Below are 24978 nucleotides of genomic sequence, written 5' to 3' on the forward strand. Positions count from 1 at the left end.
GGATGCGCGGGCGGGCCGCAGACACCAGTGAGAGTTACAAATCTTTCATTCATGGTCAAGAGCAAATGGTACGGAATCTTTGTTTCACTCACAGGTGCGGCGCACCCGGCGTGCCGCTCCGCCCTCGCGGACGGTCGGCGGCAGGCCGGGAGAGGAAGGGCCGATCGGATGGATCATCGGTCTCCTCCTCCCACCCCCGCACCACCCGGGCGGTGCGCCGGCCCTTCGCCAGGCGGCGCAGCGTGGAGGGGATGAAGGTCCAGGCGCCGACGACGAGGGCAACCACGGCGGCCCCGACTCCATCCGGAGTCGGGGCCCGCACGGCTTCCCGGAGCCGTACAGTGCCGCTCCGGCGACCACCTGGACGCCACCTTCGCCAGATTCATCGCGACCGCCGGCTCAGCGACCGCGAACCTCACCGAGACCTCGCCGGCCTCTCCGAGCCGGCACGGGGATCGCCGCCGGCCGGTCCGCGGGCTGCCGCTCAGTCCCCTGTTCCTGGTCCCCGGCCGGTGTCCCCGGAGCGGTCGGCGGACGCCGCCGTCCCGTCGCGCGGGGGAGCCGGGGAGGGGTTCTGCGGCTTGCGCAGCGAGGTGGGCGGTGGCTGCCCGGTGCCGAGAATGGCGAGCACGGCCTTCCCGTCGACGGTCTCCTCGGACATCAGCCGCCCGGCGAGTTCGTCCAGGTGCCGGCGGTGTCCGCGCAGCAGGTCCACCGCCCGCCGCTCCGCCTCCCGCAGCAGCCGGGCCACTTCCTCGTCGACCGCGCGCTGGGTCTGTTCGGAGTAGGGACGGCCCAGCCGGTCCTCCAGGCTCTCGCCGAGGTACTGGGGTGAGCCGGACGTGTAGCCGACGGGCCCCAGGGCCGCGGAGAGGCCGAACTCCCGGACCATGCGGGTGGCGACGACGGTCGCGTTGGCGAGGTCGTTGGCGGCCCCGCTGGAACCCTCGCCGAAGACGACCAGTTCCGCCGCCCGGCCGCCGAGCTGCACGGTCAGCAGGTCCTCCAGGTATCCCTGGCTGTAGAGATGCCGCTCCGCTTCGGGCAGCTGCTGGGTCGCGCCCAGGGCCATGCCGGCCGGCAGGATGGTGACCTTGGCGACCGGGTCGGCGTGCTCGCAGAGCGCGGCCATCAGCGCGTGGCCGGACTCGTGCACGGCCACCGCACGCCGCTCCTCGGGAAGGAGGGCGTTGGAGGACTCCCGGCGGCCGAGCAGGATCCGGTCCCGTGCCGTGTCCAGGTCCTGCGCCGTGATGACGGTGCGGGCGGAACGCACGGCGTTGATGGCGGCTTCGTTCACCAGGTTCGCCAGGTCCGCCCCGGAGAAGCCGGGCGTGCCCCGGGCGGTGCGGTCCAGGTCGACGTCGTCGGCCAGCGTCTTGCCGAGGACGTGGACGGCGAGGACGGCCGCCCGCTCCGCCTGGTTCGGCAGCGGGACCGTGACCTGCCGGTCGAAGCGGCCCGGCCGCAACAGCGCCGGGTCGAGGGCATCGGGACGGTTGGTCGCGGCGAGCACCACGATACCGACGCTCTGGTCGAAGCCGTCCATCTCGGCGAGCAGCTGGTTGAGGGTCTGCTCCCGCTCGTCGTTCCCGCCGAGCCTCGCTCCTCCGCCGCGCCGGGCACCGACGGCGTCGATCTCGTCGATGAAGATGATCGACGGAGCCCGCTTGCGTGCTTCCTCGAACAGGTCGCGGACCCGCGAGGCGCCGACTCCCACGAACATCTCCACGAACGCGGACCCGGTCACCGACAGGAACGGCACTTCGGCCTCCCCGGCGACGGCACGGGCCAGCAGCGTCTTGCCCGTACCCGGCGGGCCGACCATGATCACCCCGCGCGGGCCCTTCGCACCCGCGGCGGCGTACCGCTCGGGGCTCCGGAGGTACTCGACGACCTCACTCACCTCCTGCTTCACGCCCTCGTAGCCCGCGACGTCGGCGAACCGGGTGTCCGGCCGTTCCGCCTCGATGATCTTCGCCCGGGAGCGCCCGATCGCGCTCAGGCCGCCGGTCATCGCCCTGGTCGCCGCCCGGCCCGACCAGAGGAACAGCCCTACCAGGACGATCAGCGGCAGGAAGAGGAACAGCGTCGTCAGCGCCGACCCGCCACTGGCCGGCTTCGCCGTGATCTCGACCTGCTGGGACTCCAGCTGCCGGGTGAGCCCGCTGCTGTCCAGCGCGGTCGGCAGCTGGGTGGTGAACTTCGTCCCGTCCTTCAGCGTGCCGCTGACGGCGCCCTTGTCGGTGATCTCGACCGTCTTCACCTGACCCGCGCCGACCTTGCCGGTGAAGTCGGTGTAGGAGTACCGGTTCGCCGACCCCGACGGGACCCGGGTCAGCAGGACGATGAGCAGCACGACCGCGATGGTGACCGGCAGCAGCCACCGCCGCCGACCCGGCGGCGGTGCCGGTGCCCGTTTCGCGGGCTGCGGAAGGTCCGGCGGCAGCCCGGGCTTCGCCCTTCCGGTCGGGTGCAGGAAGGGAAAGCGATCGCGTTCGTCCATCGTGCGCCTCCGCTTCCATGGTCCACCGCCGGCCGGGCGACGGCACGGCCGTCCGACCCACCCGACCACCGACCGGCCCGACCCCGGGGCCAGGGTCTCCCCCGCCGGTCCCGGTGCACCGCGAGAATCCCGCGGCATGCGACGCAGGGGCGACGACGGGGCGGAGCGCAGCCGTGACCGACGGTGACGTCCGCAGCCTCCACGGCGACCACCAGGGGCTCGCCCGGCCGGCCGCCGGGGCGCTGGTCGCGGCCCTCGGCGGCGTATCCGTGGTGGTCGTCTACCGGTCCTGACCTGTCGCGGTCGCGGCCGCGGCCGCGGCCGTCGCCGTCGCCGTCGCGAACATCGCCGCATTCGCCTCGAGATGGCTCACCTGCGTCGTACCCGTCAGCACGACCGCGCGCCGGAAGGCCGCCGCGTGGAAGGCGAAGGGGTTGCCGGCGCCGGCGAGTGCACCGGACGCCATGGGCCGGTTGAGCAGGGGCAGATGGGAGCGCTCGGCCTCGGCGAACACGGCGGTGAACCCGGCGCCGGCGGAGTTCGACGGGAACTGGACGGTGTCGAAGACGGCGGCGTCGAGAGCCGTGCGCAACGCCTCCTCCGATGAGACGCTGACCCCGACGGCGCCGACCTCGCCGGAAGCCCGCAGGCCCTCGAACCAGGCGAGAAGGCGCTCGTCGTGCAGGTCGTCGACCGTGCACTTGTGCAGTTGGAGGAGGTCGATGCGGCCCAGCAGCCTGCGGGACCGCTCGAAGCTCGCCTCCAGGGCGCCCAGCGAGTGGTCGGGCCGGGCGCCCTCCGCGGCCGGCCAGGCTTCACCGCACTTGGTCGCGATCAGCAGCTCCTCCCTCCGGCCGGCGGACAGGCCTGCGAGGTACTCGCCGAGCACGGCCTCGCTACGGCCGTATGCGGCGGCGGTGTCGAAGAAGCGGATGCCCAGCTCGACGGCCCGGTCGAGCAGGGCCCAGGCCTGTTCGGCGGGGCACACGACGGATTCCGGCGTGGGCCACGGCCGGCCGATGCCGATCAGGCCGAGCCCGAGTTCGACTCCGCCGGCCGGGTGGGTCGTCGCCCTGTTCATCACTTGCTCCGCGGGTGGTAGGCGAGCCGGCGCTCGATGGTCGCCGTCGCGAAGCCGCCCAGGCCGTTCACGACGTCGCCGGCCTCGAGCCGGATCCCGCGGGCGAGCCCTGCTCCCTTGGGCACGGCGCCGCGCAGGTCCGGGTCGGGACCCTCACCGATCACGGCGTCGAGGGCGATCAAGGTCGAGAAGGGATCGAGGACCACATTCGTCCCGGCGAGGACGGCCATGTCGGCGAGCGCCAGGAACCCGTTCCTGCGCCGGTACCGGTCGGCCCTGAGCTCCTGCGCTCCGATCACCATTCCCGCCAGCGGTCGGTGATCTCATGACGGCCGAGTCCCTGCCGTTCGGCGAGGGCGGCGACGTCGATGCCGGCGGCGACGAGGGAGGCGTCGATGTACGCGCAGAGCAGTTCGCGCTCGTCGGTTTCGTACGCGGCCTCGTCATGAGCCTCGTTGACGCGGTTGAGCTCCAGCACGACCCGCTCGACGGCGCCAAGGACGTCGTCGTCGGACGGGCTCCCGTCCAGCGCCGCCACGTCGGCCTCGAAGGCGGCGAGGACGTCGTCGGTGGTGGTCAGGAGGCTCTCGGGAAAGAACCCGGCGCTGTACGCGCACTCCGGGTCGAGCGTTCCCGCCGCCACCGCTGCGGCTTCTTCGGCGATGGACTCACGCCAGACGTCGGTCGGTCTCTTGGCCATGAGGGCACTGTAGTCACCGGAGCACCGGGCGACGCAGCCGGCCCGTTCTCGGAGACCGCGGTGAGCAGCGAGTCGGTATCCATTGCGGCATGAGGGCAGATCCTCGCCCTACGAGTGGCCGGCTACCCCCGGGCGCAGACCACGTCGGCCTTGGGCAGGCGTCCGCCGGCCAGGTAGGCGTTGACCGCGTCGTCCACGCACGCGTTGCCGTAGGTCCCGTACAGTTCGTGCCGGTTGGCGCCCTGCAGGGTCAGCAACCGTGAGCCCGGCAGCAGTCCGTGCAACGTGACGCCGTCCCGGTAGGGGGTGCGCGGGTCCCCGGTGGCGGCGAGGATCAGCACCCGGGCATCGCGGCGCACCTCGGTGGGCTCCTCGCGCGGACGGTCCCAGAAGGCGCAGGGGGTGATGTTGTCGAGCAGCGGGCCGAACAGCGGGCTCGCCGCGCGGCTGCGCTCGATCTCGTGCCAGTAGCGCTCGGGGTCGCGGGGCGCGGTGCCGTCCGCGCAGAGGATGGCCTGGAGGGCACTTCCGGCCGAGGACCCCTGCGCGCCGAACAGGAAGCGCAGCAGCGCGAGGGTCTGCGGAGGAGCGGTGACCGGTCGGCCCCCCGCAGCCCCGGTGAGCAGCACCGCCAGTTCGGCGAGCGAGGCCCGGTCCACGTCCGAGTCGCTGGACAGTTTCATGAAGAACAGCGCCGGTACCTGGGAGTCGTCGATCTCGACGGCATCGGTGCCGGTGCCGACGACGAGCGGGCGGGCCGCGGCCGTCCCGACCGTCCGCAGGATCCCGGCGGTCACCTCCTCGCGGGTGCGGCCGAGGCCGTAGGTGTCGTGGCGGGCCGCGACCCAGTCCGCCCAGTCGGCGAAGGCCCGGTCGTTGCCCGCCACCCCGATCGGAATGAACGAGGGTCCGGCGTGGCGCGGGTCCAGCGCGCTGTCGAGGACCATCCGGTCGTAGCGGCCGGGGAACATCTGGGTGTACACCGTGCCGAGGTAGGTGCCGTAGGACAGGCCGAGGTAGGAGATCCGCCGCTCGCCGAGCGCGCCCCGGACCACGTCCAGGTCCCGGGCCGCGTCGCGGGTGCTCGCGAACGGCAACAGGTCGCCGGCCGCCGAGCGGCACCTCGCCGCCAGGTCCCGTTGGAAGGAGACCTGGCGCTCGAAACCCGCACGGCCGATCCCCGCCGACCGGAGGCTGAAGCCGACCGGCCAGCCGCAGTCGACCGGCTCGCTCCGGCCGACGAAGCGCGGGTCCGGCCCGACGATGTCGTAGCGCCCCGCTGTCTCCTTGAGCGCGGCGTGCACCCGGGGCGGCGCGCCGATCGTCGGACCGCCGGGCCCGCCGTCGTTGAGCACCAGGGCACCGATCCGGTGGCGGGTGTCGGTGGCCTTGATCCGGGAGAGCGCCAGCGTGACGGTGCGTCCGCCGGGGTCGCGGTAGTCGAGCGGCACGGTGACGTCCGCGCAGCGGGCGCCGGCCTGTTCGAGCGCGGCACCGTCCTGGTCGTCCGGGCCGAGGACGCAGCCGTGCCAGTCGAGGCGCTGCCGGTAGTAGCGGTCCAGCCCTGGGGCGCCGTCAGCGGAGTCCGCGGCCTGCGCCGGAAGGGCCACGGTGGCGGTGACGGCCAGGCAGGCCGCCAGGGCGAGACCGGCCGTGACGGTGCGCCGAGGGATACGGGGCCGCCCGGCGGTGGTGGGAGCGGTACGGCGGGCGGTGCGGCTGTGGTGGGACCCGGTCATGGTGCCTCCTCGGCAGCGTGAGAATCGTTCTCGGCCGGGCACGCGGGCACCCGGCCGGGGCGACTTCTACGATCGGCCTTCCCTTCGCCGTCCCGGAGCCGCACCCGCCGCGGTAGAGCACCCCGGTCACCGGAACGGCCCAGCGGTACCCGTACTTCAGCGGCAAAGTCGAACTCCCGGTGAACAGTGCCGAGTTCACCTCTCATCCGGCACGTCCCACCGGCCGACCCGATCCAGCTCCCTCGGCGGTGGCGCCGCAATGCCCCACCCCCGCCCTTGCGGCTACCGCAGAATGCCGGCCCGCCGGGCGGCCGTGACCCAGCGCGGGAACTGGGACAGCAGCCGGTCGTACAGCTCCGGGTCGGGCAGCGTGCTGATGTCGTCCACCGAGAAGAAGCCGACGTTGTCCACGCGCCGTCCGGGCAGGTCGTCGAAGCGCTGCAGCACGCCGTAGTCGGAGCGGCCCAGGCCCACGAACTGCCAGAACACCGGCTCCTCCACGGCCTCCCGCAGCTCCCGCTCGATCTCGGCGTTCCGGTAGACACCGCCGTCGGAGAAGAACAGCACCAGGGTGGGCACCCCGGCCGGATTGCGGCGCACGTACTCCCGGACCTCGGCGATGACCTTCTGCTCCTCGTTGCCGATCCCGACCTCCCTCATGTCGACCTCGCCGTCGGGCAGCAGGGCGCGCCGCCGCAGACGGCGCCCGAACAGGCCGCCGAGCTGTCCGACCCGCACGTGCCGCAACCACTCCGGCAACTCCCCCACCCGCAGATCCGGCAGCCGGGCCGGGTTCGAGGCGAACGTCCACGCCTGCATCGCCCCGTCGTCGTCCAGCTGCGCCGCCACCGCCACCATCCGCTCGACCACATCGGCCACCACGCCCCGGGCGTAGAGCGCCGACATCGACCCCGAGGCGTCCAGCACCAGCACGACCCGGGCCACCGTGCCCGTCGCCCCGTGCTTCTCCAGACTCACGGCCACCTGCCGCTTGCGCAGCGACAACCGCTCCCGCATCCCGTCAGGCAGCCGCGCCTCCTCCGCTGCCTCCGCACCCCCACCCTGCCGCGCCTCCTGGTCCACGGTGACCCCGAAGTCGGCCGCCAGCCCCGCAAGCCCGGACGCGTACCCCTGCCCCAGCGCCCGGAACCTCCACTGCCCGCCGCGCCGGTACAGCTCCCCGCCGATGAGCACGGTCTCCGGCCCGGCCGCCATCTCGAACCGGGCAAGCTCCCCCTCCGTCCCGGCGTCGACCAGCCGCAACACCAACCCGCGCACCTGCCCGAACACACCCCCGTCCACCGAGGCCGCCAGCACGATCCGCTCCACCCCGGGCTCCACCCGCGCCAGATCCACCCCGATCCGGTCCGTCACCACCCCACCCCCGCCCACCTTCCCCTGATGCGCCACCGCACCCGACGCATGCCGCGGCTGGTTGTAGAACACGAAGTCCCCGTCCCCCCGCACCCGCCCACCCGCCGCCACCAACACCGCCGACGCATCGACCTCGGCCCCGCCCACCCAACTGACCTCCACCCGAACGACACCCACGTCGACCGGAACATTCGCACCCGCACCCAACGATCGCTCAGCCATACCCCCAGTCTCGCCGAGCCTCCGGCCGCCGGCACCGGCCCTTCCGAAACTTGATCGAGCAGCCGAGCATCTGAACGAGTGAATCCGACACCGGCTCCCCGCGGCCGACCTCCTCCTCCACGAAGCCGCCCGCGACCGCCCCGAACCCGACCGGGCCGCCGCCCCTCGAACAGCCTCTCGCCGCCTGAGCACTGGGCACCGCGGCCCTCACCGACCCTTCTCGCGGCCGTCCGGAGGACGCCGCGGCCCGCATCGGCCAGCGCGAAACGGCCCTGTTCGCCCCGGGCTCGCACAGAGGAAATCCGCTTGAACGCCGCACTCGAACAGCACCATCATCGGACACCTCCAGATCGCACCAGATGCTTCGACTCATATCTTCATCATTCGACGCTGCTGCACGCCTGGCTGCGCTACCGGCACCGACGGTGGCCACGCACCGCCAACCCCACCTGCTCATCACCCGGCAAACCGCCAGCACCACCAACCCCGTCAGTGGTGACTACATCTACGGCGCTTCGACCCTGTCGGTGTGACTCTGCGCGCTGTCCGCGTCGACAGAATCCTGGACGAGGCCCGCGAGACCGAAGATCCCGTCAATCTCGTCCGTGTCTTCGGAATCTCCGTCACCACGGCCATGAAGAACATCCACACGGCCCATCCTCACCGTGGCGGCCCTGTCCCCCGCTGAGAACCGAGACGCATGGGTAAGTTCAGGCGTGGGCCAGTTTCAGTGCCTGTTTCAGGTTGTACTCGGCGATGCCCGCCATGAAGGCCCGATCAGGGAAGTCCCCGTCAAGCAGCCGCAAGGGACCCGCCGTCAGCGAGAGCCGCTGCGCGAGCATGTAGAGCGCGAGCCGGTCCTCGTCCAAGCCGTCCACCGCCAGCGGCTGGTAGGCGTCGTGCAGACGGATTCGCAGAAAGACGTGCTCCCACTCGACATCGAAGTACATCAATCCCTCAATGTCGATCGCCACGGGGTTCCCGTCCGCATCCACCAGCACATGGTCGGGCCCCAGCTCACCGTGCACGACCGCATACTCCGTGCGTGGCCGCACCGCCGCCGCCAAGGCCAGCAGCCGCTCTTCCAGCCGTCCGCTGACACCCATGATCCTCGGATCGCGGGAGGCCGCCTCGGCAAGGTCCCGCAGCGCACGGCTAAGAACCACACCCTCGCACGACGTACCGTGCGACGTTCCTCCACCGTCGACCACTGCCACCTTGCCGTAGGCCGGTGCGCGGTGACCTCGCATGGCCTCCAGCGACTCCGCGAGCCGGGCCATGACCACAGCCGCCGCGCCAGGGTCGCGCGCGAGCAACTCCTCAAGGCTCTCCCCCGGAAGGTCCTCGACGATCGCAAGGTCCGCATGGCAGTGAGCCCCGTCGCGGTCGAGGAGACGGATCGCCGGAACGCGGACGCCGAGCCCGTCCAGCCGCGCGTGTGCGGCCTGGAACAGATCGAGCCCGAGGCCGGGCGAGAACGGGTCGGTGAGGTCGTCGTCGTCTTCGGCCGCCGGCCAGTAGTTCTCGGTGTCGTCCCACAAATAGGCAATCGCAGTCGTCGCGTCGTCCATGACCAGGCGGTACACACCCTTCTTGCTGCCGCCTGCGACCCGCTCGACCCCCTCAAGCCGCCGCCCGCCGCCCAGCGCGGCGCGCGCCGCTCCCGCCAACTGCTCTCGCGTCATTGTCCTGGGTGCCACGTTCCGAACCACCTCTCCATCGCGATAACCCGCGAACCCTACGGGAGCACCAGCGAGGAGGCGACTGGCTTTGGCCGCATCCGGGTGCCCGCGAGCCAAGATCACTCACTGGCAGTGACTCGTGAGCCGTCCGCGGGGAACTGGTGACAGTTGATCACGTCAGCCCACCAGCTTCAGGGCCCCGAACCCGCCGTACTCAAAGCCGTCGAGGAACCACTCACACGTAGGTTCCTGGGCACCCCCAGCCCAGAAATCAGCGAACCCGCCTGCTTCTCCCGTGGGACCTCGCCGCGGCGAACCCCGAGGTCATCGCCCGCAGACGCCTGGTCGCCGTCATCCACGAGCAGGCCGGCAGCTCTTGCCCCGTCCCGATGTGCGGCTACGTCTTCGACGGCGGCGTCCTCACCGAGGAGCAGCAGACCCTGATCCGCCTCGACCCGGCCGAGCACACCGAGTGGCGGTTCGAGAGCGCCTGGGAGAGCGCGGCGCGCGAGGTCCGCGAGAGGGCCGGCATCGAGATCACCGGGCTGCGGCCCCTCCCCGATCCGCACCACGACCTCGGCCTCCCGCTCACCCGTGTCCTGCACGCCTTCCGGGACGGCCCGGAGGGCGACCTGCGGCTCGACGACGAGGGTCTGGCGGTCCGCATGGTCCCCCTCGACGAGGTGCTCGATCGCTGGACGTTCCTTGGCCGCTCGGGCACGCCTGCCTCCGGAGGACCGGCCGCTCCTTCGCCCGGCCGCGGTTCTCGGCGCCGCGCGACCTCAGCCCACCACGTCGGACTGCAGGTCCAGTGGCAAGTCGGAGCGGCGGGCGACCCGCAGTTTGCGGTAGACGCGGGTCAGGTGCTGCTCGACCGTGCTGACGGTGATGAACAGCTTGTCGGCGATCTGCCGGTTGGTGTGCCCGTGCACGGCGAGGGCGGCGACCCTGCGCTCGGCATCGCTCAGTTCGTTGACCGGGGCGACCTCGTGGTAGCGCTGCGGCAGCAGGCCGTGCGCGAGGAGGCCGGCGGACTCCGCGAAGAGCTTGTCCGCGGGCAGGGCCACCCCGCACTGTTCCGCCAGTCGGTGGGCCCGCCGGGCCTGGAGTCGGGCCAGGCCGTTCTCGCCCAGCATGCGGTGGACCCGGCTGAGGTCGGCGACGGCGAGCATCTGTTCGTACTTGTCGTCGCAGTACCGCAGTTGCTCGACGGCTTCGGTGACCAGCGGCAGGCGGTCGGCGGGCTCCGAGCGGATGGCGGCCAGCAGCCGCAGTGACATTCCGCGGGTCCGGACGTGGCGCGGCCCGAGCCGGGTGAGCTGGTCGTCGAGCAGTTCGCGCGCCTCCCGGGTCCGGCCGAGCCGCAGGTACGTCGCGGCCGCTCCCACCCGCCAGGGCACCACAGTGGGCACGTCGATGCCCCAGCTCTCCATCAGCTCGCCGCACCTCTGGAAGTCGCCGAGCGCGGCGTGCACGCGGTTGGTGGCCAGGTAGTAGTGCGCCCGGGCCTCCAGGTAGTGCAGACCGGACGCGGTACGGAACATCGCCTCGGGCACCGTCATGGCGACGTAGCACGCGGCGTCGTCGATACGCCCCTGCGCGACGGTCGCGAGCAGGGCGCCGGCGATCGGTACGCCGACGACCACGCCCCAGGCCGGCGCCGGGACCAGGGTCAGCGCCGTCCGCGCGCACTCCTCCGCCTCGGGGAACGACCCGCGCCTGGTATGGATGACGGACTGCACCGCGGCCAGCAGCGCCTGCCACATGGGGGCGCGCCGCCTCGCGGCCTCGTTGACCAGCTGGCAGCTCCAGAAGGCCGCGCGGTCCATCCCCTTGGCGTAGACGAGCGTCGTGAGGGCGGTGACGACGACGGTCAGCGTGTCGTCGTCCAGCCGACAGCTCTGCAGGGCTTCCTCTGCGGTGTCGACGGCGACGGCGACACGGGAATCGTCACCACCGGTCAGGACGGTGGCGAGGGCGGAGGCCACCCGGAAGTACAGGCCCTGATCGGCGGCCGGATCCGGGGCCTCCGACCAGCCGAACGCCAGCCCCGGGAACACCTGCGAGGCCAGCAGCCTGGCGCTCCGGGGCGAGGGCGTGCCGCGGTTCGCCGCCGAGGCGTCCAGGATCTCCAGCGCCTGCTCGGGCTGACCGTGCCACAGGTAGTGGCCGGCCAGGCAGTTGGTGTCCCGCCGGTTCAACAGGCCCTGCCTGCCCGCCTCGGTCAGCTCCGGCAGGTGCCGTGCGACGGCGAGCGGGTTGACGCGCCATTCGGCGCGCAGCAGCGCGGAGCGGATCCCGGCCCGCTGCCGCAGGTCGGTGCACAGGCCGTAGGCCATCCGCAGGCAGCGGATGGCGAAGTTGACGTCGCCCTCGCACAGGGCCTCGTCGGCCGCCTGCCTCAGCGTGCGCAGGTGCCAGGGGGCCTCGGGACCCTCGGCCGCGATCAGGTGCCGGCCGATGTCGCGGGCGGGCGCGCCGAGGTTGTGCAGGGCCTTGGCGGCCCTGGTGTGCTGGGCCGCGTACTCCTCGTGCGGCATCGCGTTCAGTATCGCGGCGCGTATGCCTTCGTGCCGGAACCAGCCGTCCTCCAGCAGGCCGACGTCGCCCAGTGCGTTGACGATGTCGGCCGTGGCCTCACCGCTCAGTTCGAGCATTTCCTCCAGCGCCTGCCGGGTGGCGTGCTCCCCCAGGATGGCCAGTGCCTTGGCGGCCTGCCGCATCGAGCTCTCGCTGCGGAGCAGACAGGCGGTCACCGCGCGGCTGAAGACGTCCCCGAAGACGCACTGGTCCGGTGTCCTCCTGGCGAAGGCCCGGTAGTCTTCGGCGAGCGCCCGTACGATCAGCGGATTGCCGCCGCTGACCCGGTGGCAGTCCGCGGCGAGGCGCTGGGCGACGTGGTTGTCGAGGTAGTCGGCGAGAAGGTCGGCGACCCCGCGCGGGGACAGCGGCCCCAGGTGCAGGGACGTGCTGCTGAACTGGCGCAGGAACTCGGTCTGCAGGGTCGTGCGGCCGAACTTCAGCCGGCTGGACTGGGTGAACACCACGAGGATGCGGGCCGTCGTGAGGCGTCGCACCAGGTAGCGGAGGAAGCTCAGGGAGGCCAGGTCGGCGTGGTGGGCGTCGTCGACGGCGATGACGACCGGGCTTCGCTCGGTGAGGTTGAGGAAGACCTTGCACAGTCCGTGCAGCGCCGACGCGGGCAGCGCGGTGCCCGCCCAGGCGGACTCGGAGCCGGATTCGAAGCCGTTGTCGGCCTCGTACAGCGTCGCGGCCAAGGTGCCGTCCAGCAGCGCCTGGACGAACTCGACACCGCCGTCCGGCACGTCGACGCCGTACAGGAGCTGGCGCACCAGTCCCAGGGGCAGGGTCCGCTCGGCGCGCCAGCCCGTCGCGCTGAGAAAGACCGCACCGTTGGCGACCGCGTGTTTGGCCAGGCGCTGGAGGAGTGCCGTCTTGCCGCTCGCCACCGCACCGGTGACCACGGCGACACCACCGGCGCCGTTGATGCATCCGCGGACCAGACGGGTCAGGACGGAAAGCTCGCGTTCTCTCTCGATCAACCGCATCAATCGCAATCCCCGGGTCTTCAGCGCCATGGCTGAGCGTCAACTAGCTGCTTCGCTTCTGACCGACGACCCACACGGAGCACACAGCTCTGCGACGCTGCGCAGCGCGGGGCACACCCAAAGCCATGGCCAACGGATGCGGACGCCAGCGAGCCTCACCGGGCTTGGTGTGGGCTATAGTTCAGGGCCCGGGATGCCCCTGGCGCCGGCGCGCGTCGCCCACCTCAGCCCCCCTTCCCGACCGCAGGGAAGTATCCGGGCATGCCGCTTTGCCTCCGCAACCAAAGCGATGGACCGGAGCCTAGCACGCACACGCATCAGCCTTCGATAAGAACTCTTAACACGATTACTGAGTCCACTTGTTGACGCATCGCCAGTAGATGAGTGCGCGGCGAGTGGGACGAAGGCGTTGCGGAGGCCGGGACGTCGTTCGCGGCGGTCGGGGTTGCGGTCATCTCCCTTTCGCCGAGCGCGGGCGATCCGCACACCACAGCAGACGCGTGGCCCGGGGCGGTGGACGCTCGCCCGCCACCGTGGGAACCGCGTTCCGGCCGGCCGCCCCCTTCCCTTCTTCCACCCGTCCAAGGATTTAGAGGCGTGTAAGGCCTCGATTAGGACCCGCAGCAACTCTTGCCAACTGCGGCGTTCGTAGTTCGCCATGAGCACCGCTCAGGGGCATTCGATCGCTCGAAGTCAATGGATGAGAGGGCTGCGCAGCGCGATGACAGGTGAGTCGAATCTTGCTGTTCCCAGGGTCGACGACGATGGCATCGCCATCATCGGCCTCTCCTGCCGCCTTCCCCAGGCCCCCGATCCGGAGGCGTTCTGGCGACTGCTGAGCGAGGGGCACAGCGGCATCTCCGAGCTTCCCGCCGACCGGTTCGACGACGACGCGCGCCTCGGGGGCACCGGCACGCCGGCGGAACGCGGCGCCCGCTACGGCGGCTTCCTCGACCAGGTCGACCGCTTCGATCCCGGGTTCTTCGGGATCTCGCCCCGCGAGGCCCTCGCCATGGACCCGCAGCAACGGCTCGCCCTTGAGCTGACCTGGGAGGCCCTGGAGGACGCGGCCGTCGTGGCGGCGGACCTGCACGGCACCCGCACCGGTGTCTTCGTCGGCGCCATCTGGAGCGACTACGCGAACCTGCTGCACCGGCGCGGCGCGGACACCGTCACCCAGCACACGCTGACCGGCGTCAGCCGCGGCGTCATCGCCAACCGCGTGTCCTACACGTTCGGCCTGCACGGCCCCAGCCTGACCGTCGACGCGGCCCAGGCGTCCTCGTTGGTGGCCGTGCACATGGCGTGCGAGAGCCTGCGGCGGGGCGAGTCGGAGGTCGCGGTCGCCGGCGGCGTCAACCTCATCCTGGCGCCCGAAAGCACCCTGGCCAGCGCCAAGTTCGGCGGGCTGTCCCCGGACGGGCGGTGCTTCACGTTCGACGCCCGCGCCAACGGCTACGTCCGCGGCGAGGGCGGCGCCGTCATCGTCCTCAAGCCGCTCGCGGCCGCCCTCGCCGACGGCGACACCGTCCACGCGGTCATCCGCGGTTCGGCCGTCAACAACGACGGCGCGACCGACGGCCTGACCGTCCCCGGCAAGGACACCCAGGCGGACGTCATCCGCCGGGCCTGCCGCGAGGCCCGCGTGGACGCCGCCGACGTCCAGTACGTGGAACTCCACGGCACTGGCACCAAGGTCGGCGACCCCATCGAGGCTGCCGCCCTCGGCGCGTCCCTCGGCGCCGCCCACGCCCCCGAAGCGCCGCTCGCCGTCGGCTCCGTGAAGACCAACGTCGGCCACCTGGAAGGCGCCGCCGGCATCGTCGGCCTGCTCAAGACCGTTCTCAGCATCAAGCACCGGCAGCTGCCGCCGAGCCTCAACTTCGAGACGCCGAACCCCGACATCGACCTCGACTCACTGCGGCTGACCGTCCGGTCCGGGCTCGGCGCCTGGCCGCGCGACGACGCGCCCCTGATCGCCGGCGTCAGCTCGTTCGGCATGGGCGGCACCAACTGCCACCTCGTGGTCTCCGAACCCCCCGCCGACACCGCGCCGGCCGCCGCCCCGCCGACCGCCCCGAAGAGCGGCGGCGCGCCCGTGCCGTGGGCGCTGTCCGGCCGCACCAGGACCGCCCTGCGCGCGCAGGCCCGACGGCTGCACACCTGGCTGGAGACGCACCCGGACACCGACGACGGCGACCTGGCGTGGTCGCTCGCCACGACCCGCACGGCCTTCGAGCACCGCGCCGTCGTCCTCGGCCGTGACCGCGCGGACCTTCTCGACGGTCTCACCGCGCTGGCCCGCGACAAGGACGCGCCCGCCCTCGTCCGCGGCACGGCCGGCGCCACCGGCGGCACCGTGTTCGTCTTCCCCGGCCAGGGCTCCCAGTGGGCCGGGATGGCCGTCGACCTGATCGACACCTCCGAGGTGTTCCGGGCCGAGATCCAGGCGTGCGCCGACGCGCTCGCCCCGTACGTGGACTGGTCGCTGCTCGATGTCCTGCGCGGCGCCGAGAACTCTCCGTCGCTGGAGCGCGTCGACGTCGTCCAGCCCACCCTCTTCGCCGTCATGGTGTCGCTGGCCCGGCTGTGGCGCTCCCTGGGCGTCGAGCCGGACGCGGTCGTCGGCCACTCCCAGGGCGAGATCGCCGCCGCGTACGTCGCCGGAGCGCTGTCCCTGCAGGACGCCGCCCGCATCGTGAGCCTGCGCAGCGCCGCGATCGCCGACCTCGCGGGCAGCGGCGGCATGGCCGCCGTCTCGCTGCCGGCCGCTCAGGTCACCGACCGGCTGGAGCGCTGGAACGGCCGCCTCACCGTCGCCGCCGTCAACGGCCCCGCCTCGACCATCGTCTCCGGCGACCCCCAGGCCCTCGACGAGCTGCTCGCCGGCTGCGAGGCCGACGGTGTCTGGGCCCGCCGGATCCCGGTCGACTACGCCTCGCACTCCCCCCACGTCGAGGCCGTCCGCGACGAACTGCTGCAGGCGCTCGCCGACGTCGCCCCGCGCTCCTCCGACATCGCCTTCTACTCGACCGTCACCGGCGACGTCCTGGACGCCGCCGCCCTCGACGCGGACTACTGGTACCGGAACCTGCGCCACACCGTCGAGTTCGAACGCGCCACCCGCGCCCTGGCCGCCGCCGGCCACACGACCTTCATCGAGGTCAGCCCCCACCCGGTGCTCGCCAACGGCCTCCACGAGACCCTGGAGAGCGCCCTCGACGGAAACGCGGCCACCGCTCCGGTCGTCGTGGGCTCGCTGCGCCGCGACGAGGACGGCCCGCAGTCGCTGCTCACCTCCCTCGCCCAGGTGCACACCCGCGGCGTCGCCGTGTCGTGGCCCGCCCTCTTCGCGGGACGCAGCCCCCGCCGCACCCTGCTGCCCACGTACGCGTTCCAGCGCCGGCGCTACTGGCCCGAGCCGCCGCCCACCGCGCCGGCAGCCGGACCCGCACGGTCGGGCGCCCCCACCGATGCCGCGTTCTGGACCGCGGTCGAGAGCGGCGACCTCGACGCCCTGGCGGCCGAACTCGAACTGCCCGAGGAGCAGCGGCAGTCGCTCGACTCGCTGCTGCCCGTACTCGGCTCGTGGCGGCGCGACCGGAGCGGGGACACCGCACTCGACGGCCTCCGCTACCGCCTGACCTGGCGGCCCGTCAGCGCCGACGCGGAAACGGAGCTCAACGGCACCTGGCTGCTGCTCGTCCCCGCCGCACGCGCGGACACCGATGCCGTGACCTCGCTCGCCGCCGCCCTCGCCGCCCGCGGGGCCGGCGTCACCGCCGTGCCGGTCACGGAGGCCGCCGACGCCGGGCCGGCGCTGGCCCGGCACCTGGGCGACCCCGCCACCGGCGCCACCGGAGTGCTGTCGCTGCTGGCCCTCGACGATGACCTCGACCCGGGCAAGGCCCTGGACGCCGTCCTGGACGCCATGGACACCGCCGGTGCCACCGTCCCGCTGTGGACCGCCACGTACGGCGCCGTCACCGCCGCCCACACCGACGCGGCCCCCAGCCACGTGCGCTCCCGCACCTGGGGCCTCTGCCTCGCGGCCGAACACGCTCGCCCCGCACTGCGGTCGGGGCTGGTCGACCTGCCGGTGTCCGCCGCGGAGCCCGGCCCGCTCGACAGCCGCACCGCCGCCCGGCTGTGCGCGGTCCTGGCCGGCATCGACGGCGAGGACCGGGTCGCGATCCGCGACACCGGCATCTTCGCCCGCCGGCTCGTCCCCGCCCCTCGCCCCGCGCACCCCGGCGGCACGCCGTGGCGACCGCGCGGCACCGTCCTGGTGGCAGGCGCCGCCGACGCCTTCGGCCCCCATCTCGCCCGCCGGCTGGCCCGCACCGGAACACCGCACCTGCTGCTCACCGGCAGCCCCGACGGCATCGACGCCCTGCACGGCCTGGCCGACGAACTCACCTCCGACGGCACCGCGGTGACCGTCTCGACCGCCGACCTGGCGGACCACGACCAGGTCCGCGCACTGCTCTCCGGCATCCCCGCCGAACACCCGCTCACGGCAGTCGTCCACGCCGACGGCCCGACGGACGCGGCGACGGCTCTGTCCCTCGACGAGCTCACCCGCGACCTGGACCTCGATGTTTTCGTCGTCCTGCCCCCGCTCGCGGGAATCGTGGGCGACGCCCTCGGCGACACCACCCACCGGAACGGGGCCGCGCACGCCACCGTCCTGGACGCACTCGTCCAGCGCCGCCGCGCGCAGGGCCGCGCCGCCACCACCATCGCCTGGGGCGGGTCCCGGCCCCTCGCGCCCGAACTGATCACCGCCGCCGTCGAGCAGGCCCTCGCCGACGACGAGGCGGCTCTCGCCATCGCCGACATCGACGCGTCCGCCGTGCGCCCCGTCCCCCTGCTCGAAGACGTGCCGGACGTACGCGCGATCCTCGATCTGCGCCGCGCGGCCGAGCACGCGGCACCCGCCGCGGCCGGCTCGGACTCCCCGTGGGCACAGCGGCTCGCCGTCCTCGGCGAAGCGGACCAGCAGCAGGCCCTGCTCGAACTCGTCCGCGGCAACGCCGCCATCGTCCTCGGCCACGACTCGCCCGGCACCGTGGACGTCGACCGCACCTTCAAGGACCTCGGCCTCGACTCCACGGCCGCCGTCGAACTGCGCAACCGCCTCAACACCGCGACCGGCCTCCAACTGCCCGCCGCGCTCCTCTACAACTACCCCACGCCGCTCGGCCTCGTCCGCTTCCTGCGGAGCCGACTCCTCGGCGAGGGCCCCGTCACGGCGGACACCGCGGTCGAGGCCGGCGACGAACCCATCGCGATCGTGGGCATCGGCTGCCGGTTCCCGGGCGGTGTCAGCTCGCCCGAGGAGCTGTGGCAGCTGGTCGCCGACGGCGTCGACGCCATCGGTCCCTTCCCGGCCAACCGCGGCTGGAACCTCGGCAGCCTGTACGACCCGGACCCGGACGTCTCCGGCAAGACGTACGCCCGTGAGGGCGGCTTCCTGCACGACGCCGACCTGTTCGACGCCGACTTCTTCGGCATCAGCCCGCGCGAAGCCGTCGCCATGGACCCGCAGCAGCGTCTGCTGCTCGAAACGGCGTGGGAAGCGATCGAACGCGTCGGCATCGACCCGGCCCGACTGCACGGCAGCCGCACCGGCGTGTTTGTCGGTTCCATGGCCCCGGACTACGGCCCGCGTCTCCAGGACGCCCCCGAGGGCTACGGCGGCTACCTCCTCACCGGTATCAACCCCAGCATCTCCTCCGGGCGCATCGCCTACAGCTTCGGGTTCGAGGGTCCGGCGGTCACGGTCGACACCGCGTGCTCGTCCTCGCTGGTCGCGCTTCACCTGGCCGCCCAGGCCCTGCGCAACGGCGAGTGCACGATGGCGCTCGCGGGTGGCGTGACCGTGATGGCGACCCCGGGCATGTTCCTGGAGTTCAGCCGCCAGCGCGGTCTTGCGCCCGACGGCCGCTGCAAGTCCTTCGCCGACTCGGCGGACGGCACCGCCTGGGCCGAAGGCGCCGGCATGCTCCTCCTGGAGCGCCTGTCCGACGCCCAGGCCAACGGCCACCGCGTGCTCGCCCTGGTCCGCGGCTCGGCGGTCAACCAGGACGGTGCCAGCAACGGCCTCACCGCCCCGAACGGCCCTTCCCAGGAACGCGTCATCCGCCAGGCGCTGGCCGGTGCCGGCCTCAAGCCCGGTGACGTGGACGCCGTCGAGGCCCACGGCACCGGCACCAAACTCGGCGACCCGATCGAGGCCCAGGCCCTGCTCGCCACCTACGGCAAGGACCGGCCCGCCGACCAGCCGCTGTGGCTCGGCTCGCTGAAGTCGAACATCGGACACGCCCAGGCCGCGGCCGGCGTGGGCGGCATCATCAAGATGGTCCAGGCGATGCAGCACGGCCTGCTCCCCAGGACCCTCCACGTCGACGCGCCCTCCCCGCACGTCGACTGGGAGGCCGGGGCCGTCTCGCTGCTCACCGAGGCCACCCCGTGGCCCGAGAGCGACCGCCCGCGCCGGGCCGGCGTCTCCTCCTTCGGCATCAGCGGCACCAACGCCCACATCATCCTCGAACAAGCGCCGGTCGAAGCGCTGGAGACCGCCGAAGCCTCCCCCACGCTGCCGGTCGTTCCGTGGGTACTGTCGGGCAAGACCGAGCAGGCCGTGCGCGACCAGGCCGCCCGCCTGGCCGAGCACGTCACCGGCCACCCCGACCAGGACATCACCCGTATCGCCCACGCCCTGGCCACCACCCGCACCCACTTCGACCACCGCGCCGCCACCACCGGCACCACCCACGACGAACTCCTCACCGGCCTACGCGCCATCGCCAACGGCACCACACCCACGTCAACCACCCCCGGCGGGAAGATCGCGTTCCTGTTCACCGGGCAGGGCTCCCAGCGCAACGGCATGGGCCGCGAACTGTACGACGTCTTCCCCGCGTTCGCCGCCGCCCTCGACAACGTCTGCGACCACTTCACCCCCCACCTCCAACACCCCCTGCGCGACGTCATGTTCGCCCCCGAAGGCAGCGAACTGGGCGACCTCCTGCACCAGACCGCCTACACCCAACCCGCCCTCTTCGCCCTCGAAACCGCCCTCCACACCCTCGTGCGCACCTGGGGCGTCCACGCCGACTACCTCACCGGCCACTCCATCGGCGAACTCACCGCCGCCCACGCCGCCGGCGTCCTCACCCTCACCGACGCCACCACCCTCGTCGCCGCCCGCGGCCGCCTCATGCAAAACGCCCGCACCGACGGCACCATGATCACCATCCAAGCCACCGAAAACGAGATCCTCCCCCTCCTCCAGGCCCACGACGGCGTCACCATCGCCGCCCTCAACACCCCCCACTCCACCGTCATCTCCGGCGACCACGACACCGCCCACACCATCGCCCGCCACTTCGCCGAACAAGGCCGCAAGACCAGGCAGCTCCACGTCAGTCACGCCTTCCACTCCCCGCACATGGACGGCATCCTCGACGCCTTCCGGGCCATTGCCGAGTCCCTGACCTATACGGCGCCCACCACCCCGGTCATCTCCAACGTCACCGGACAGATCGCCACGGTGGAAGAACTGACCTCACCCGCCTACTGGACCCGGCACATCCGCGAAGCCGTCCGCTTCACCGACGCCCTCACCACCCTCCACAACAACGGCGTCACCACCCACCTCGAAATCGGCCCCGACACCACCCTCACCACCCTCACCCGCACCACCCACCCCGACACCACCACCATCCCCACCCTCAACCCCACCACCCCCGAAACCCACACCCTCACCACCGCCCTCACCACCCTCCACACCACCGGCACCAACATCAACTGGCCCACCCTCCTGGGACAGCACAGCACCCACACCGACCTCCCCACCTACCCCTTCCAACACCAGAGCTACTGGCTCCACCCCACCCCCACCACCGGCGACATCACGACCGCCGGCATCACCCCCAGCCACCACCCCATCCTCACCGCCACCATCGAACTCCCCGAAGGCAACGGGCACCTGTTCACCGGCCGTATCTCGGTCGACGAGCCCTCCTGGGCGATCGAGCACGCCGTGCACGGGACGCTGATCCTGCCGAGTGTCGCCTTCGTCGATCTGCTGCTCCATGTCGCCGCCCAGTTGGGCTGCAACCAGGTCGACGAACTGACGCATCACGTCTTCCTGGCCGTTCCGGAGCAGGGCGCACTGCACCTGCGTCTGTTGGTCGGTGCGGCGGACGACTCCGGCCGTCGGCCCTTCACCGTCCATTCGCGTCCGGAGGAAGCGGGCGAGGGCGACGAGTGGACACGTCACGCGACCGGCTTCCTGGCGACTGCCGCCCTTGCGCTGCAGCCCGACCTCACGGCCTGGCCGCCGACCGGAGCGATTCCGGTCGACGTGGACGACTTCTACCGGCGCATGTCGGGGGCCGGTTTCGGCTACGGCCCGCTGTTCCTCGGAGTCCGCGCGGCGTGGCGCGACGGTGACACGACGTACGCGGACGTGACGCTGCCGGACGGCGCCGACGCAGGCGCGTACGGCATCCACCCCGGGCTGCTGGACTCGGCCATCCAACCCGCTGCCCTCGGTACGAAGCGCCTGCCCGACACCGGCGAGGAGGTCGACCAGATCAGGGTGCCGTTCTCCTGGAGCGGGATCACCCTGTACGCCGCAGGTGCGACGCGGCTGCGCGTCAAGCTGACCTGGTCGGCGCAGGACACCCTGTCGGTCGTCATCGCCGATCCCACGGGCGCGCTCGTGGCAACCGCCGAATCGTTGGCGATGCGGCCGGTGACGCCGGACCAGTTGGCCTCCGCTCTCATCAAGCAGCCCGACTCCCTCTACCGGCTCGACTGGACGCCCGTACCGGTGCCGACCGATGTGCCCGCCCCGGCCGGCCCGTGGGGAATCCTCGGCAGCACGGACTCGCCGCTCGCGGCAGGGTTGGGGGCCATCGGTCTGCCCACGCAGTCGTACGCGGATCTGGCGGCTCTGCACGACGGAATCGCCGCCGGAGCGCCTGCCCCTGACCTGGTCCTTCCGGTCCTGTTTCCCCATGGAGCCGCCGAGGTCGGGGAGCTGCTCGTCGGCACGCTGGCGCTGGTGCAGGGCTTCCTCACGGACGAACTGCTGAACAGCACGCGCCTGGTGATCGTCACCCAGCACGCGGTGGCCACCACCGACAACGAGGACATCACCGACCTCACCACCGCACCCCTGTGGGGCCTCATCCGCTCCGCCCAGAACGAGCACCCCCACCGCATCACCCTCATCGACACCGACGGCCAGGACGCCTCGCACCGCGCCCTCCCCGCCGCCCTCACCACCGAGGAACCCCAACTCGCCCTCCGCGAAGGCCGAGCCCACGCCCCCCGCCTCACCCGCGCCACCCTCCCGCACGACACCGCCACACCCGCCCTGGACCCCAACGGCACCGTCCTCATCACCGGCGGCACCGGCGCCCTCGGCGCTCTCGTCGCCCGCCACCTCGTCACCGAGTACGGCGCGCACCACCTGCTGCTCACCAGCCGCCGCGGCCCCCAAGCCCCCGGCGCCACCGAACTCACCGACGAACTCACCGCACTCGGTGCCCAGGTGACCATCACCGCCTGCGACACCACCGACCGCGAAGCGCTCGCCGCCCTCCTCGCCACCGTCCCCGGCGAGCACCCCCTCACCGCCGTCATCCACACCGCCGGCATCCTCGACGACGCCACCATCACCTCCCTCACCCCCGACCAGCTCAGCGCAGTCCTCCGCCCCAAGGCCGATGCGGCCTGGCACCTCCACGAACTCACCCAGGACACCGACCTCTCCGCATTCGTCCTCTTCTCCTCCATCGCCGGCACCCTCGGCTCCCCCGGCCAGGCCAACTACGCCGCCGCCAACACCTACCTCGACGCCCTCGCCCACCACCGCCACACCAACGGACTCCCCGCCACCTCCCTCGCCTGGGGCCTGTGGGACACCGGAACAGGCATGGGCAGCACCCTGGACACCGCCGACGTCAATCGGTGGGCACGCTCCGGCATCGCCCCGATGAGCGTCAGCCTCGGCCTCTCCCTCTTCGACGCCGTTCTCACCGGCGCGGCCGGTGTGCCGCTGCTCATTCCCGCCCGACTCGACACGTCGTCCTTCCAGCAGGCCGAGAGCAGCGCGGTTCCGCCGCTCCTCCGGGGGCTTGTCCGCAAGTCCGTCCGGCGGGCCGCCGATTCCGGGCCGGCCGGCGGCGGATCGGCCCTGCAGCAGCAGTTGGCGGGCCGCAGCAAGGCGGAGCAGCTACCGGTGGTCCTGGACTTCGTACGCGGCCAGGTCGCGGCCGTGCTCGGGCACGACTCGACGGACACCATCGATCCGGACCGCGAGTTCAACAAGCTGGGTCTCGACTCCCTCACCGCCGTCGAACTGCGCAACGGCCTGTGCACGGCCACCGGCCTGCGCCTGCCCGCCACCCTGATCTTCGACTACCCGACCGCCTCCTCCCTCGCCACGCACCTTCAGGCCGAACTCGGCGGCGACGAAGCCGAGGCCGTGGCCTTCGCCTCACCCGTCGCCGCCGCCGCGACCGGCGACGCCGACGGCGGCGCGGAGCCGATCGCGATCGTGGGCATCGGCTGCCGGTTCCCGGGCGGCGTGAGCTCGCCCGAGGAGCTGTGGCAGCTGGTCGCCGACGGCGTCGACGCGGTCGGCGAATTCCCCGCCGCGCGAGGCTGGAACATCGACGAGCTCTACGACCCGAACCCCGACGCGCCCGGCAAGACCTACACCCGCCAGGGTGGCTTCCTCTACGACGCCGACCTGTTCGACGCCGACTTCTTCGGGATCAGCCCGCGCGAGGCACTGGCCCTCGACCCCCAGCAGCGTCTCCTCCTGGAGACCGCCTGGGAGGCTGTCGAGAGTGCGGGCCTGGAGCCGGCCGCGCTGCGCGGCACCCACACGGGCGTCTTCGCCGGCGTCGTCACGCAGGAGTACGTCTCCCTCACCCACCAGGGTCCGGAAGGCGTCGAGGGATACATCCTGACCGGCACCACGGCCAGCGTCGCCTCCGGCCGTGTCGCGTACGCCCTCGGGCTGGAGGGTCCGGCGGTCACCGTCGACACCGCCTGTTCCTCCTCCCTGGTCGCGCTGCACCTCGCCACGCAGGCCCTGCGCAACGGCGAGTGCGGCATGGCGCTCGCCGGCGGTGCGACCGTGATGGCCAATCCGGGCATGTTCCTGGAGTTCAGCCGCCAGCGCGGCCTGGCCCCCGACGGCCGCTGCAAGTCCTTCTCCTCGGCCGCCAACGGCACGACGTGGGCCGAAGGCGTCGGCCTGCTCCTCCTGGAGCGCCTGTCCGACGCCCAGCGCAACGGCCACCGCGTGCTCGCCCTGGTCCGCGGCACCGCCGTCAACCAGGACGGCGCCAGCAACGGCCTGACCGCACCGAACGGCCCCTCACAGCAGCGGGTCATCCGCCAGGCACTGGCCAGTGCCGGCCTCAAGCCCGGTGACGTGGACGCCGTCGAGGCTCACGGCACCGGCACCAAACTCGGCGACCCGATCGAGGCCCAGGCGATCCTCGCCACCTACGGCAAGAACCGCCCCGCCGACCAGCCGCTGTGGCTCGGCTCCTTCAAGTCGAACATCGGACACGCCCAGGCCGCGGCCGGCGTCGGCGGTGTCATCAAGATGGTCCAGGCCATGCAGCACGGCCTGCTCCCCAAGACCCTCCACGTCGACGCGCCCTCCCCCCACATCGACTGGGAGGCCGGGGCCGTCTCGCTCCTGACCGAGGCCACGCCCTGGCCCGAGACCGGCCACCCGCGCCGGGCCGGCGTCTCCTCCTTCGGCATCAGCGGCACCAACTCCCACGTCATCCTTGAGCAGGCGCCGGAGACGGTTCCCACGGCCGATGCCAAGGCCCTGACTCCTGGCGTGCTTCCCACGCTGCCGGTGGTTCCGTGGGTGCTGTCGGGGAAGACCGAGCAGGCCGTGCGCGACCAGGCCGCCCGCCTGGCCGCACACGTGACCGGCCACCCCGACCAGGACATCACGCGTATCGCCCACGCCCTGGCCACCACCCGCACCCACTTCGACCACCGCGCCGCCACCACCGGCACCACCCACGACGAACTCCTCACCGGCCTACA

General features: G+C 72.3%; 10 protein-coding genes and 1 pseudogene. 2 read left to right on the forward strand and 9 right to left on the reverse strand.

From position 1 onward, the window contains the following. Positions 1–88 precede the first annotated feature (88 nt). The 8 genes from ACFVUH_RS21115 to ACFVUH_RS21150 all read right to left on the reverse strand — a co-directional run bounded on the left by ACFVUH_RS21115 (position 89) and on the right by ACFVUH_RS21150 (position 9307). The gene (locus ACFVUH_RS21115) at positions 89–286 is read right to left on the reverse strand and encodes a hypothetical protein (protein ID WP_387914867.1); all 198 of its coding nucleotides are present in this window, start codon (positions 284–286) and stop codon (positions 89–91) included. A gap of 198 nt (positions 287–484) precedes the next feature. Next, on the reverse strand, positions 485–2506 hold the full coding sequence (gene ftsH, locus ACFVUH_RS21120) for an ATP-dependent zinc metalloprotease FtsH (protein WP_387914868.1): 2022 nt from the start codon (positions 2504–2506) through the stop codon (positions 485–487). A gap of 280 nt (positions 2507–2786) precedes the next feature. Beyond that, positions 2787–3587, reverse strand: a complete 801-nt coding sequence (locus tag ACFVUH_RS21125) for an aldo/keto reductase (RefSeq protein ID WP_387914869.1) — start codon at positions 3585–3587, stop codon at positions 2787–2789. Continuing rightward, a complete protein-coding gene (locus ACFVUH_RS21130; RefSeq protein ID WP_387914870.1) occupies positions 3587–3889 on the reverse strand; it encodes a hypothetical protein in 303 nt (100 codons plus the stop codon). The genes ACFVUH_RS21125 and ACFVUH_RS21130 overlap by 1 nt, the downstream gene beginning before the upstream one ends. Further along, entirely contained in the window at positions 3883–4287 is a 405-nt protein-coding gene (locus ACFVUH_RS21135; protein ID WP_387914871.1) for a hypothetical protein, read from the reverse strand. The genes ACFVUH_RS21130 and ACFVUH_RS21135 overlap by 7 nt, the downstream gene beginning before the upstream one ends. Before the next feature lie 122 nt (positions 4288–4409). Beyond that, positions 4410–6026 (reverse strand): alpha/beta hydrolase, encoded by a 1617-nt coding sequence (locus tag ACFVUH_RS21140; protein WP_387914872.1) that lies wholly within the window; start codon positions 6024–6026, stop codon positions 4410–4412. A 282-nt stretch (positions 6027–6308) separates the two neighbouring features. Next, positions 6309–7622 carry a VWA domain-containing protein gene (locus ACFVUH_RS21145; protein ID WP_387914873.1) on the reverse strand — a complete coding sequence of 438 codons (1314 nt, stop codon included), beginning with the start codon at positions 7620–7622 and terminating at the stop codon, positions 6309–6311. Positions 7623–8332: 710 nt separating this feature from the next. After that, positions 8333–9307 carry a phosphotransferase family protein gene (locus ACFVUH_RS21150; protein ID WP_387914881.1) on the reverse strand — a complete coding sequence of 325 codons (975 nt, stop codon included), beginning with the start codon at positions 9305–9307 and terminating at the stop codon, positions 8333–8335. Between the two features lie 386 nt (positions 9308–9693). Between ACFVUH_RS21150 and ACFVUH_RS21155 the strand changes: the two are divergent. Further along, positions 9694–9984: pseudogene (locus tag ACFVUH_RS21155) on the forward strand (NUDIX domain-containing protein); the annotation flags it as partial. A gap of 102 nt (positions 9985–10086) precedes the next feature. Here the strand turns inward: ACFVUH_RS21155 and ACFVUH_RS21160 are convergent. Further along, on the reverse strand, positions 10087–12873 hold the full coding sequence (locus tag ACFVUH_RS21160) for an ATP-binding protein (protein WP_387914874.1): 2787 nt from the start codon (positions 12871–12873) through the stop codon (positions 10087–10089). A 721-nt stretch (positions 12874–13594) separates the two neighbouring features. Between ACFVUH_RS21160 and ACFVUH_RS21165 the strand changes: the two genes are divergently transcribed. Continuing rightward, the coding region (locus tag ACFVUH_RS21165) for an SDR family NAD(P)-dependent oxidoreductase (RefSeq protein ID WP_387914875.1) at positions 13595–24978 on the forward strand (11384 nt) is incomplete at its 3' end.

Origin of the sequence: Kitasatospora sp. NPDC058032 (assembly GCF_042885845.1) — a bacterium.
GTDB lineage: Bacteria > Actinomycetota > Actinomycetes > Streptomycetales > Streptomycetaceae > Kitasatospora.